The organism is Streptomyces sp. NPDC089424 (assembly GCF_044749345.1).
Lineage (GTDB): Bacteria > Actinomycetota > Actinomycetes > Streptomycetales > Streptomycetaceae > Streptomyces.
Genome location: NZ_JBIVHU010000002.1, coordinates 315,651 through 328,337 on the forward strand (window position 1 = coordinate 315,651; position 12,687 = coordinate 328,337).

General features: G+C 66.4%; 11 protein-coding genes and 2 pseudogenes. 9 read left to right on the top strand and 4 right to left on the bottom strand.

What is annotated here, in order from left to right; genetic code table 11:
• Positions 1-664 precede the first annotated feature (664 nt).
• The 4 genes and pseudogenes from ACIP2X_RS09035 to ACIP2X_RS09050 form a co-directional block, all read left to right on the top strand.
• Positions 665-856: pseudogene (locus ACIP2X_RS09035) on the top strand (DUF5959 family protein); the annotation flags it as partial.
• Positions 846-1,379 (top strand): transposase, encoded by a 534-nt coding sequence (locus ACIP2X_RS09040; RefSeq protein ID WP_401669511.1) that lies wholly within the window; start codon positions 846-848, stop codon positions 1,377-1,379. The pseudogene ACIP2X_RS09035 and the gene ACIP2X_RS09040, both read left to right, overlap by 11 nt.
• A 90-nt stretch (positions 1,380-1,469) precedes the next feature.
• Positions 1,470-2,309, top strand: coding sequence for an endonuclease/exonuclease/phosphatase family protein (locus ACIP2X_RS09045; protein WP_401669514.1), 840 nt, complete (start codon positions 1,470-1,472; stop codon positions 2,307-2,309).
• 438 nt (positions 2,310-2,747) lie between these two features.
• Complete coding sequence (locus ACIP2X_RS09050; RefSeq protein WP_401669517.1) at positions 2,748-3,362, top strand: hypothetical protein; 615 nt, start codon at positions 2,748-2,750, stop codon at positions 3,360-3,362.
• Positions 3,363-3,536: 174 nt separating this feature from the next.
• Here the strand turns inward: ACIP2X_RS09050 and ACIP2X_RS09055 are convergent, their stop codons facing one another.
• Positions 3,537-4,415 carry a helix-turn-helix domain-containing protein gene (locus ACIP2X_RS09055; RefSeq protein ID WP_401669520.1) on the bottom strand — a complete coding sequence of 293 codons (879 nt, stop codon included), beginning with the start codon at positions 4,413-4,415 and terminating at the stop codon, positions 3,537-3,539.
• 194 nt (positions 4,416-4,609) lie between these two features.
• On the opposite strand from ACIP2X_RS09055, the gene ACIP2X_RS09060 reads away from it, so the two are divergent.
• Entirely contained in the window at positions 4,610-5,533 is a 924-nt protein-coding gene (locus tag ACIP2X_RS09060; RefSeq protein WP_401669522.1) for an alpha/beta hydrolase, read from the top strand.
• 333 nt (positions 5,534-5,866) lie between these two features.
• On the opposite strand, the gene ACIP2X_RS09065 is transcribed toward ACIP2X_RS09060, so the two are convergent.
• The gene (locus ACIP2X_RS09065; RefSeq protein WP_401672251.1) at positions 5,867-6,622 is read right to left on the bottom strand and encodes a class I SAM-dependent methyltransferase; all 756 of its coding nucleotides are present in this window, start codon (positions 6,620-6,622) and stop codon (positions 5,867-5,869) included.
• A gap of 386 nt (positions 6,623-7,008) precedes the next feature.
• On the opposite strand from ACIP2X_RS09065, the gene ACIP2X_RS09070 reads away from it, so the two are divergent.
• The gene (locus tag ACIP2X_RS09070; RefSeq protein WP_401669524.1) at positions 7,009-7,317 is read left to right on the top strand and encodes a hypothetical protein; all 309 of its coding nucleotides are present in this window, start codon (positions 7,009-7,011) and stop codon (positions 7,315-7,317) included.
• A 384-nt stretch (positions 7,318-7,701) separates the two neighbouring features.
• A complete protein-coding gene (locus ACIP2X_RS09075) occupies positions 7,702-9,084 on the top strand; it encodes an FAD-dependent oxidoreductase (protein ID WP_401669527.1) in 1,383 nt (460 codons plus the stop codon).
• 255 nt (positions 9,085-9,339) lie between these two features.
• Here the strand turns inward: ACIP2X_RS09075 and ACIP2X_RS09080 are convergent, their stop codons facing one another.
• Positions 9,340-9,660 (bottom strand): hypothetical protein, encoded by a 321-nt coding sequence (locus ACIP2X_RS09080; protein WP_401669530.1) that lies wholly within the window; start codon positions 9,658-9,660, stop codon positions 9,340-9,342.
• A gap of 139 nt (positions 9,661-9,799) precedes the next feature.
• Positions 9,800-10,498 (bottom strand): annotated as a pseudogene (locus ACIP2X_RS09085) (DUF4397 domain-containing protein); the annotation flags it as partial.
• A 202-nt stretch (positions 10,499-10,700) separates the two neighbouring features.
• Between ACIP2X_RS09085 and ACIP2X_RS09090 the strand changes: the two are divergent.
• Positions 10,701-11,123, top strand: coding sequence for a hypothetical protein (locus ACIP2X_RS09090; RefSeq protein WP_401669532.1), 423 nt, complete (start codon positions 10,701-10,703; stop codon positions 11,121-11,123).
• A 564-nt stretch (positions 11,124-11,687) separates the two neighbouring features.
• Entirely contained in the window at positions 11,688-12,683 is a 996-nt protein-coding gene (locus ACIP2X_RS09095; protein WP_401669534.1) for an aldo/keto reductase, read from the top strand.
• The last annotated feature ends 4 nt before the right edge of the window (positions 12,684-12,687 follow it).

The following is a 12,687-nucleotide window of genomic DNA, read 5'->3' on the forward strand; positions in this document are numbered from 1 at the left end:
GGGGTAGTCGACTTCAAGCCAATCACGCCGAACCGGCCCCAGAAATTCGCCGAAGCAGGCCTTGCAATTCCATTGACGTCGCGCTTCCATGAAGCGGCCTGTCCGAGGCTTGATCAGAAACATGAAAAGTGCTCCCGACTTGCGCAACGATAGGACTTTTCGGGGGTCCAGATCGTGCCGTGGAAAGAAGCACTTCTCAGGTGCGCGAGCGCAGCGGGTCGTGCGGGCAGTCAGTTCGTGGCCGTGAACGCGCCTTGTGCCCAGTCGGCGAAGCTCCTCCGGGCAATCGCTTCCAGAGGGACCTTCTTGTGCCACACTTCTCGTCCCAGGACGGCATCCAGTGCGGACGCCGCTGGGTGGGGGTGGGCGCGTCGCTGGCCAGTGCGATACTCCGCCCTACATATTGCGCGGGGTCGAGCAGAACTCCGGCCGCGAAAGCGCCGTGGTCACTGCGGCCCAACTGCTGCAGCCGCCGGCCGGACGTTACGGGACGGTCAAGTACACCGTCGCTTATGTGCTGTGCTGCCCCGGGCGCATTGTCGAAGAAGTAGGTCGGGTCCCAGGATCGTCCTTTCGGGGGCAGTTCTAGACTGATGACGAGGGCAACAGCGTCTCGGTCAACGTTCTCGGGCGTAGTCCCAGATGAGCCGCCGGGCTTGACACGTCGATCGCCGTCAGAATGCCCTTCGTGTCTGGACGTATCAACCTGGCTTTCTACGTTGCGCGGTTGGAGAGCTGGGCCGACGCGCTGGACCGACTCGACGCCGGCGAAAAGGCGGGGACGGAGATGAGCAGCGTGCCGTCCGTCTTCATCCAGCGCACGGGGCGAGCGCGACTGCCCGGAGGTGGTAGTTGAGGACGAGTCCGAGTCCGAGTCACCGTGCGGGCCCCGCTCGTCCCGCCGCACGACTGGATTACCGACCACCGCCGGCGTCTGCCTCCGGGCCGCCCGCAGGGGCCCAAGAGTAGGGTCCAGCCCGGTCGACCGCGTACGGCCGGGCAGCAAGCACCGCGTCATCGCCGACGGCCAGGGCATCCCGCTTGCGGTGTCGCTGACCGGCCAGAACCGCAGCGACGCCACCCAACTCCTGCTGCCGTCGGACAAGATCCCGGCGTGGCCCACCGGCCCGACGCGCAAGCGGCCCGACATGCTCTTCGCAGACCGCGGCTACGACCATGACCAGTGCCGCCGGCTCCTGCAGCGCCGGATCCGACCGGTGATCGCCGAACGTGGCCAGCCCCACGGCACCGGCCCTCGGGCACCTTTCGCCGGGTCGTCGAGCACACGATCTCCTGGCTGCACGGCTTCCGACGCCTTCGCATCCGGCGGCAACGCGACGACATCAACGAACCCTTGCGCGGACTCGCCACCTCCCTGATCACCACCGCCACGTGCAGAACCTCTGTCGGGGCCAGTTAGCCTCATGGAGAGGACGTCGGACGCCGCGGGTGTCCACTGTGAGGAGGCGATGGTGTTGTCCAGACGCACGCGTGTACTCGTGGCCGCGTCGGTCGTATCCCTCATCGCGCTCGTCGGCCCCAGCGCGCCCAGTGGCGTTCCCTTCGCCGGGCTCTCCTCCGGCACGGCCCCCGCGGACGTCGTACCCAACCGTGTCATGACCTGGAACATGTGCAACCCGTGCGAGGAGAGCAACGTCGACCGGGCGGCGGAGATCGCCGCGTACGCCCCACAGGTCATAGGTCTGCAGGAGGCATGCGTACGGGATGTCGAGAGGATCCGGGGCTACCTGGCCAGTCGTCACGGACTCGTGTACCAGGTCGAGTACGGTCCCGTGCTGCGCAATTGGAGCAGATGCGGAGGACTGCCTTGGCACCCGGGTGCCTACGGACAAGCGGTGCTGTCCATCGCGTCGATGACCGACTCCGTCAACGTGGAGTACCCGAACGGCGGCTCCGAGGACCGCGGTTACATGGCCGTCACCACCACCGTGGGCGGCCGGTCCGTGCGAGTCTTCAACACCCACCTCGCCGAACGACGGCAGGAGCCCGTCCGGGCGGCCCAGATCAGTGTGCTCGCAGCCGAGGTCGCCCGGCACAAACACACCATCGTCCTGGGCGACTTCAATTCGGTGCCAAACGCGCCCGAACTCGCCAGAATGTGGGACCTCGCCGCGGACGCGGACACCCAATGCCATCCCTCCCTGGACGGCGAGTGCGAGCCGACAACGGACTGGCAGAGCAAATTCGACTACATCTTCCTGCGGGGCATCATCCCGCTCGACCAACGGGTGCGCCCGACCCGCTACTCTGATCACAACCTGGTGTACGCCGACGTCGATCCCACGTAAGCGAGCGAGCGGTCTCTCGTACAGCCCGGGATGTGCCCGGGCAGTTTCGCGAAACCGTGGCGCTTCACCATGCGGCGAGCTTGCGCGACGTGCGGCCTGGCCCTCCGAACGGGGCCTGTGGATCGGCCGCCAGCGGCTCAACTCCCGCTTCATCGCCTACCGCAAGGCCCTGAGCCTGGAAGACGGACTCGACGTCCGCTCCTTCGGCAAGTCCTACGTCACCCCACCTCATCGAGGGCGGCTGGGACCCGCGCTTCGTCCAGGAACAAGTGGGCCACGAGCACGCCAGCAGCCCCATGGTTCCGGCATTCTGCGGGTTGCCGCCGGGGCTGTGGGGACAGTTCAATGCGTAGGCTCACGATGACATGGCCGGGTGGCCAGAGCACAATGATCGCGCCCCTCTGGTAGCGCGCACCGCCTGGCCACGAGAATCACGCCATGGACGCAGGACTTGCAGGACTCCTCGGTGGCGTCATCGGCGCCGCGGTCGGCGCAGTCGGTGCCACGGCATCCGCCTGGATCACCGGAAGGAAGGCAGAGCAACAGGCCGAGATCCAGTCCGAGACGCTGCTGAGGCAAGCCCGCCTCCAGATAGATGCTGAACGGGCTGGTGCTCTTCGCGAATCACGCAAGAGTGCCTACCTGGCCTTCTCCGAAGGCTGTCACCTCGTACTCGGAACGCTGAGCGAAGCGGGCATCAAACTTGGAGGCATCGCAGCGAGCGACCCTCCTGAGGAACGCGAAGAACGCCGCCAAGCCGCCCGCCGCCTCTGGAACGAGGCACGAGTTCTGCACCGCCAGCTCGACCGCCTTCAGCACATCGTTTTCATGGAAGGCCCCAGTGGGATGGGCACTGCCGCGCAAGCGGCAACGGGTGCTTTGGTGCCATATTTCGGCGCAGTCATCGACTGGCTGCACGCGGTTGACAATGAATCAGAAACGCCGCAACACAAGGCAGAGCAAGATAAAGCGCACGGCGATGCATACGGCAAGCTCCTGGAGTTCCTCTATGCCGCCGCGGACACCACCTTGCCGGACATCCAGGACCGGTGAGCCTAGGGTATTAGGGCAGTTCCAACACTCGGCTCCACAGCGATCCCCCCGGACCAGCAAGTGAGTGCCCCACCGCACCCGGGCGGTGTCGGCGTGAGCAGAGCTCTCCGCAGGACTGAGGGACGAGGGATTCGGATCCTGTGAGAAGGGTGGGGTCTTCGCGCGTCCAGGTGGTCACCGCGTCAGGTCCTGCGTTCGGTCGGTGCTCGGTTTCCGGGTGGTCCACGAGGTGAGGATGCGCAGGGCGTCGTGGGAGGGGCTGCCGGGTTCGGCGGTCAGGATCATCAGGCGCTGTCCGGAGCCGTCGGGGCTGGTCCAGGTGTCGCAGTCGAGGGTGAGGTCGCCCACCAGGTGGTGGCGGTAGTGCTTGGTGCCGTAACTGGCGCTGTTGACGCGGTGTTCGGCCCACCAAGTGCGGAAGTCGGGGTCCTGGACCGACAGTTCGCCGACAAGCTGGGCGAGGTCGGGATCGTCGGGGTCGGCCGCAGCCTCCATGCGCAGTGCGGCGACGGCTTCCCGGGCGTCGTGGGCCCAGTCCTGGTGCAGTTGCCGGACCACCGGGTTCGTGAACACCAGTCGCATGTAGTTGCGCCGGTTCGCCGGAAGGGCGGCGAAGTCGGTGTAGAGGGCTGCGGCGGCGGGGTTCCAGGCCAAGATGTCCAGGCGCTTGCCAAGGACGAGTGCGGGGGTATCGGTGAGCTGGTCGAGCAGGCGCCGCACGGCGGGACGCAGGCGTTGGGCGGGCCGGCGGCGGGGCGGGTGGGCGTCGCTTCGGCCGGCGAGTTCGTAGAGGTACTGCTGCTGGTCGTCGTCGAGGCGCAGGGCGCGGGCCAGAGTGGTCAGCACGGGTACGGATGCCCGGACGCGGCCCTGTTCCAGTCGTGTGTAGTAGTCCACGCTGATGGCGGCGAGCTGGGCGACCTCCTCGCGGCGCAGTCCGGCGACTTTCCGGGGGGAGTCCGTCTCGGGGAGGCCGCACTCTTGCGGTGTCAGCTGGGCCCGGCGGGCCTTGAGGAAGGCGCCCAGCGCCCGGGAGTCGGAGTCTGCGGTCATGCTCTCCAGTGTCCTTGCGCCGCGACGGCCACGGCACAAGTGTGAGGGGGCAAGTTCTTTCCCAGGCAGAAACCTGGCTCTCCCGCGCGTGCGGAGGCTGACAGAACGTGGATATGTGCCCGGCAGGAGCGGACCTCGAGTCCGCCGCGCCGGTGCGTTACACCACGTCATCACTTCTCACGGAGCGTGCCCTCATGGCCCAGACCACCGTCAGTTTCGACAGCGCCGGCATCCCGCTCGCCGGCCACCTCTACACCCCCGACGCGCCGGCATCGGGTCCGTGGCCCGCGCTCGTGGTCGGTCACCCCGGCACCGGCGTGAAGGAGCAGACATCCGGCACCTACGCGCGACGGATGGCCGAGCGCGGGTTCGTGACCCTCGCCTTCGACGCCGCCTACCAGGGCGAGTCCGGCGGCCTACCCCGTGGCCTGGAAGACCCTGCCCAGCGGGTGGAGGACTTCAAGGCGGCCGTCTCCCACCTCACCACCCGCGACGACATCGACGCCGACCGCATCGGCCTGCTGGGCATCTGCGCGTCCGGCAGCTACTCGCTGGCCGCCACCGGCGGCGACCACCGCGTCAAGGCTGTGGCCACCGTGTCCACCGCTGAGCCTGCCCGCCAGTTCCGTCTCGGCGCCGACGGCACCCAGGACCCGGCCGTCTTCCAGGCCCTGCTGGACGCCGCCGCAGCAGCCCGCAACGCCGCCGCACGGGGTGAGGACCCCGGCACGATGACCATGTTCCCGAAGACTGCCGAGCAGGCCCGCACGCTTGGCGGCCAGCACGGCGTCGAAGGCTTCGAGTACTACTGCACCCCGCGCGGCCAGCACGAACGCTCTGCCAAGACTCTCTCCTGGGAGAGCATCGACAGGATGGCCCTCCACGACGCCTTCGTCGCCGTCCCGCTGATCGGCGCCCGCCCCATCCTCCAGATCATCGGCGACCGCGCCGTCACCGCCTGGATGGCCGTCGAGGCCCACCAGCGCGCCACCGGTCCCAAGGAAATCCACTGGATCAAGGGCGCCAGTCACGTCGACCTCTACGACAAGAAGGAGTACATCGACCCCGCCATCGACAAGCTCACCGACTTCTACACCACCCACCTCATCATCGCCTGACGAGCACTCCTCCGCGGCGGGATGGGCCCTCGGGGGCGTGTTACCGCGCGCCCTCTTCGCGAGCGCCTTGATTACCGCAGCCACGCACGACAACCGCTTCGGCGCGGCCGTCGAAGCTGGATCCGTTCACGCCGCTGATCGACGAGGTCCTGCTCGTTGATCTGGATGCGCCCAGGGAACAGCGCCACACCGTCACCCCGGATCTACCGCCGTCTGATCGACGAGCACTCCTCGTCCGAGGCGTGCGTTGACCACGTGAACCCGCACCGATGAGAGGGCGCAAGCGTACTGCGAGCAACCGCGCGGTCCGGCCAGGGACTGAGAGTCCGGTGTTTATACCTTGCTCGCGACCACCATGTAGTTCTCGGCCTGAAGATCGAACGTGCTCAGTTCCGTCCGGAGTCCGACCCGGTGCAACTCGACTTCGAGTTCCTCGTACCGGTAGGGCCAGCAGGACAGCACTTCCGAGCGGACAAGAACCAACCCGGTCGCATCAACTTGCGCGATCGCAATCTCGATGTGGTGCTCCTCCTCCCAATGCGGCGCAATCTCCCAGCGGTAGACCACTACGGCATCGCGACCGTTCCGGCGGACGAGTCGGTCACTGATCTCCAGCCGGGAACCTCTGGCCCTCACAAGTTCCCAAGTGCGGGATGCGAGTACCAAGCGCCCGCCGGGGCGCAGAAGCCGTGACATCGACTCCAGAGCAGCACCCCTGCCTGTCGCGCCCGTGGCATGGTGAAGCGAGTTGCCGACGCAGAACACCACGTCGAACGTGTTGTCCTGGAAATGGTCGGGCAACTCTTCCCAGCTCGCCCGTACGGCCCGGACGGATGCCCCGAACTCCTCAGACAACTCTGCGGTCCGACGAACCATCGCCTCGCTGGCGTCAGTTGCGACAACGTGCATGCCACGACCGGCGAGGCCAACCGCCAACTGTCCGGTTCCGCACGAACAGTCGAGGACGTGAGCGTTCGACGGCAGGAGGTTGAGGACGTCGTCGAACGACGCAGCGAACTCGGCTGGAGGCAACTTTGCATCCGAGATAAGCCATTCGTACACCTCGGCAAGCACGTCATAACCTGTCACAACCACTACCTCCGTCACGCGGCAGACTCACGGTAGGACGTCAGTCCATCAGCGGAGCAGGTGGGGCACCAATGGTTTTCGCAAGGATGGCTCTGACGGTATTTGTGGGTTGTCAGTTGTCCGTCTGAGTGGATGTCACCCGCCGGTTAGCTGAGGGTCGAGTTCTATGCCGCGCTGCGGCGTGACGCTCGCGAGGGCATGTCGAACCGGGCGCTGGAGCGCAAGTACCGGGTGGGCTGGCGGACTGTTCGGAAGGCGCTGAGTTCGGCGTGGCCGCAACCTCGGGAACCGTACGCGCCTCGCCGTTCCAAGCTGCATCCGTTCAAGCCGGTGATCGACCAGATGCTACTGGCTGCTCTGGATGCGCCGAGGAAGCAGCGTCACACGTGCTCCGGATCTATCGCCGGTTGATCAACGAGCACGCGATGGACGACGTATCCTACCAGGGCGTGAGCGCCTACGTCGCCAAGCGGAAGCCGGAGATTCGGGTCGAGGCCGGCCGTGGCCCGGCGCAGGTGGTCGTCGAGCAGTCGCACCTGGCCGGCGCCGAAGCCGAGGTCGACTTCGGCGAAGTCGCGGTCCGTTTTGCGGGGCGAGGCCTTCGGCGGTCAGGAGGCGTTCCTCGAGGGCCCACGAGCACGCTTTCAGAGTGCTGGGCGGCGTGCCATTCGGCGAAATCCGGCCTGACAACCTGAAGGCCGCGGTCGCGTCGGTGCTCGGCGTCACGCGGCGCCGGGTCGTACAGGGTGGTGCCGCATGTCAACGGCGTGCGCGGTGTCGTGAATGCCGCATTGCGCAAAAAAAGTGTTTTACCACGATTTGATGGCACGTGCCCTCAGATGGAGTATCGTCGATAGTGGTGTGGCGCCAATGCGGTGTGTGCCGCATGAGGGTTCCACGCGTGGAGAGCGTGTGCTGTTTGCGGGCTATGGCCACCGGATACGTCAGGTGGTGCACTGCGGTCAGCTTCCCCCTTCCCAGTCCAGATGGGCTGTGCAGGGGAGGCGTCATCCGCCGCTGCCTGGATCACCTCCTCTCATGATCCTTCCTTCGCGCAGTCGATTCGGAGGACGAAAAGAATGGCGCTTTCCCAAGCGAAGATCTTCGAGTGCCTCAGCGACGTGGCCACACCGCAAGACGCCCGCGCTCTCTTCCGTACCGCTCACGTTCTGGGCGGAAGTATCGGCGGACTGCTCGCGGCCCGCGTGCTCTCCGACCACTCAGAGCATGTTGTGATCATCGAGCCGGACACTACGGGGGCGGGCTGCGACCCCCGCCCGGGGGTGCCGCAGGGGTATCAAGTCCACATCTTGCTGCCCGGCGGTCGGACGCAGCTGGAACGCTGGTATCCGGGAATCGTCCAGCAGGCACTTGACGAGGGCGCTCTCCTTTCCCCTCCCCAGCAGACCGCGCTGTATGTCGATGGAGTCCAAGAGGTCACCACGTCCAACGCGGAGCTGGTGACCAGCAGCCGCCCCTTCCTGGAGTCAGTGATCAGAAGGCAGACCCTCGCACTCCCCAATGTCGAAATGCGGACCGGCCGTGCTGTCGGTGTGGAATGTGATCGCGACGTCGTGAACAAGGTCCGGTACAGGACCTCATGTGGCGAGAGCGTCGAGGCCACCGACTTCGTTGTCGACGCCACCGGCCGCGGTAGCAGACTCTCGGACTGGCTGGCCAAGGGAGGGTGGCCCATTCCGGAACTGGAGAGGCTGAAAGCCGGGATCCGCTACTTCACTGCACGCTTTGCCCGCCCCCCGGGCTGGACCGGGTTCAACATTTTCATCCATCGCTACAGCGCCGGCTTCCCGTCCGATGGACTGTGTGGCGCGCTGGCCACCGCCATCGAGAACCAGCAGTGGGCTCTCACCCTGGCCTACTTCGACGGCGAGCGCGAACGCATGAGTGAGGAAGATTTCCGCGCCCGCTGCCGCGAGCTGCACCCGTTCTACGACGAGGTGGTGTCCAACCAACAGCAGGGTGCGCTCATCTCCTACCGTCATCCCGAAAGTCGCTGGCGACACTTCGAGTCCCTCGGCCGCTTCCCAGCTCGCCTGGCCCCGATGGGAGATGCGGTGGCGTCGTTCAATCCCGTTTTCGGCCAGGGCATGTCGTCTGCAGCGCTCCACGCCTCATGCTTGTCGGACTATCTGCGATCGGATCCGGACCTCAACGCGCCGGCGCGGCGATTCATGGACCTGCAGAAAGTCGTGGTCGAGGCCGCCTGGGGGTTCTCCACACGGGCCGACGCCGCCAGGCTGGGGATCGTCGAGGAGCCTGTCACCGAGGATGACCGATGGCAGGCATGGGCGATGCAGCAAGTCCTGTCTGCGGTAGGTCGCGACGAGCAGGTCACCAAGGCCTTCCGGGCCGCCGCCTTCATGACGACACACCCGGCCACACTGCTCGCCCCCGAACTGGTGCGCAGGGCGTTGGCCGTGAACACCAAACAGGATGCGTAGGTCCGCCCGCTTCTGAAGCGACCTGCACTTCATAGCCGGCAGGCGCCGACTCTGCTCGATGCGCGCCCCGAGCGCGATCAAAGTACGAGACCTTCCCAGGCATCCGGCGATCCGCTACTCGCACGCGCGCTCCCGGACCTCCTGGTATGCGCGGACCCGTGATCGCGGACGCCGCAGGAGTCGGAGCGGGACGAGGCCAGTCGCGGACGCCTGCGATATGAGATCGAGACGGTCGCGATCACTTGAGCAGCCAGCTCATTTGGCGGCGTGGGAGGCCGCTGATACGAGCACGGCCAGCTGGCGCAAGCGGTGGAAGTATTGGAGTTCTTGAGCTTCGGTGATCTCCAGGAGGACTCGATCCAGGTCCTTGATGCTGTCCTGCAGGATCCGGCTGCGCGCTGGGTCGAGGGTGCCGGCGTGGTTCAGCCAGGTGGTGACGCAGCCGGCGACGCTCGCGTCGAGTAGCACCATGTCGATGTCAGCCAGCTCCGCGCCGCGCAAACCGGCCGGAAATACGGCACCGAGGTGTTCCTCCCACAGCCGGGACGCGTTCTGCAACTCTCCTGCTCTGCTCATCCGGACCATACTGCTGCAGCCAATGATGGACTGCGAGTGAGGTTACTTGTGCAGTCAGCGCAAGCAGATGAGGGTGCAGGCGATGCTGGTGAAGGCGAGAAGGACTCGGGCCTGTCAGCTGAGCGCCGTTGCAGTATTACGGTGCAGGTTCCGTGCCGCTGAATGCCTGTGTCTTCAGCGCCAATGACTTGTCCTGGGCGCTCCCCCAGGCGTAGACGACGTTGCTGGTTCCTTCTTGCAGTTTCAGGTCGGCCGGGCCGATAGCCACGGTGTCTGTTCCGGCGAGTACGACATCAGCGTCGACGGAACCGGCATCCACCGTGGTTGACTTCTGGTCGGGATTCTCCAGCCCCTTGAAGATCGGTTGCCCGCCCGCTCGAACGTCCACGGCAGGGGCCGCGGCGACGTGCCGCACGGTCAGCCGGGCCTTACCGTCCTCGACTTCGGACACATCATTGACGAACGCTGTCAGTTGAGGCTTGCCCTCGGCCGAGAGGTGGGCGGCAACCGTGGCGTTAGCTCCCGCAGGTACCTTGATGTCCTTCTCGATGGCCGGTGTGCCGTCAGGCCCTGTGCCCGCCTTGAAGATCTGGACGTTGTAGGTACCTGCGTCCAGGGCCTGAGGGTCCGTGACGGTCCCGGGCTTGAAGTTCCCCAGCAGTTCCTTGCCGTCGGCATACACATCGACCGTCAATCCGGGTACGCCGTGGAAGACGGACACCATCGCTTGATCGTCGGTCTCGGCGGCTGGGGCTGCCATGGCGGGCGTGGTGACAGCCAGCGCTATGCCGAAGGAACTCACTGTGGCAGCCGCAAAGCGGAAGCTCTGATAGATCATGATAGTCACCTGTTCACGAGGTATGCCCTATGCCTTTTATGAGGGGCTTTGCTACTACTTCGTGAGCAGGTCCAGTCCTGGATGCGGTAAGGACCGAACCGGGACGCATGTATCCAAGGTCATGCCTGTCCCCCACGGTCATGCCTCGTTGCGGGCCGAGTCTTTCCCACCCCGCCCCAGATCCAAAAGGATCTGCGACGCAGTGGGTGATCAGCACCGCGATGGTGTCCGCACGGCTGGAGACGTCGAGCAGGGCGCGCTGGGACTGGACGTAATCAGCGCGGCCGAGGGGCCGGGGTGGCGTCTCACGCGCGAGACAGGTCGGCGCCAGCGGTTACGGCCCGTGGATCGCGGTGAGGAACGCAATCGTCTCGCGGCAGTGCTGATCATCCATCCGAGCGCCGACATCGACCCGGCATTCCGGCAGCCCGCCTTTCTGCTGGGCCTCCCTTTCGAGACCGCCCGGACCGTCGTGGATCTTCTTTACGCCGGGTGCTTCCACAAGTACCCCCGCCTGACGGTGGCCCTCGCCCACTGCGCCGGAGTCCTGCCCGCCCTGTCCGGCCGCACCGCCGCCTCGGGCTGCTCGGAGTGGAAGACCATGTGCCCAACCCACGTGGTTTGACGATGTACGACTTCCATGCCGTCCTGGTTCCCTGCTCGAACGAAGACTGCATGCGCTGCAACATCAATTCACTTCGCCGCCCCGGAATCCTCGCAGCGGGCGAGGTCGACACCCTCGGTCGTCGCGGCTTCGACCTCTTCACCTCAGCAGCCCGGTGCCACCTGACGGCTGCCATGTCAGCTGAGCACAGCGGTCGGGCAAAGAGCGGCACCACCCGCCATCGCCTCGTCGGGCGTACGACAGGTGCGTTGTGGCCGCACCGGCCCTCCTCTTGCAACTCCCCGTGTCCCAGGGATGGTCGCTGAGTGCGTGTCCTTCAACGTGATCGATGCGGCGAAGCAGGACTGGGTGCGCGGCTGGCGAAGGGGAAGGCGTGCACCGTGCGCAAGGGGCACGCCCGGGTTCCGGACGGACACCCATGGGGAGGTCGCAGGTCGGCCGCCGTCGGCATGAGCGTCGTCCTCGCAGGACGGGGCTGATTCGGACGATCGACGCGGCGCGAACCCGGCGCATGCTTGCCGCACGGCCACCGGACGGTGGGCGGTCACGATAGGAGAAGGCCACATGGGCATCCAAACGCACCAGATCGGCAGCCAGGGACTGACGGCGTCGGTCGAGGGTCTGGGCACGATGGGCATGACCGCGCTGTACGGCACCCGCGATGACGCCGGGTCGATGGAGACGATCCACCGGGCGGTCGAGCTCGGGGTCACCCTGTTCGACACGGCCGACATGTACGGACCGTTCACGGGTGAGGAGCTGGTCGGACGTGCGGTGGCGCCGTTTCGGGACCAGGTTCTGCTGGCGACGAAGTTCGGCGGTCTGACGCTCGATGAGTCAGGCAACGTCGTGGGCGGTCCGAACGGGCGGCCGGAGTACGTGCGGAACTCGATCGAAGGGTCACTGCGCCGGCTCGGCACGGACCGCATCGACCTGTACTACCAGCACCGCGTCGACCCGGACGTACCGGTGGCAGAGACCTTCGGCGCCCTGGGCGAGCTGGTCGCCGAGGGCAAGGTGCGCTACCTCGGCATCAGTGAAGCGTCCGCCCAGACGATCCGCGCCGCACACGCGGCGGCGCCCCTGTCGGCCGTGCAGACCGAGTACTCGCTGTTCACGCGGACCGTGGAGACCAATGGTGTGCTCGACACGGTGCGCGAGCTGGGCATCGGCTTCGTGGCCTACTCACCGCTGGGCCGCGGGCTCCTTACCGGTCGACTGCGCTCGTTCGACGGGCTTCCGGAGCGGGACTGGCGGCGCACGACCCCCCGTTTCAGCGACGAGAACTTCGCACGCAACCTGGCGCTCGCCGACCGGATACAGGTCATCGCCGACAAGGCCGGTGTCACGTCCGGACAGCTCGCTCTCGCGTGGGTGCTGGCCCAAGGCGTCACCGCCATACCCGGCACCAAGCGGGCGGCGTATCTGGAGGAGAACGTGGCCGCAGCGGCGCTCCGGCTGGACGCCGCTACGCTGGAAGATCTCGGCGCGGCGATCCCCGTCGGCGAGGTGGCCGGTGAGCGCTACACCTCGCAAGGGATGACGTCGATCCAGGAATGAGCGG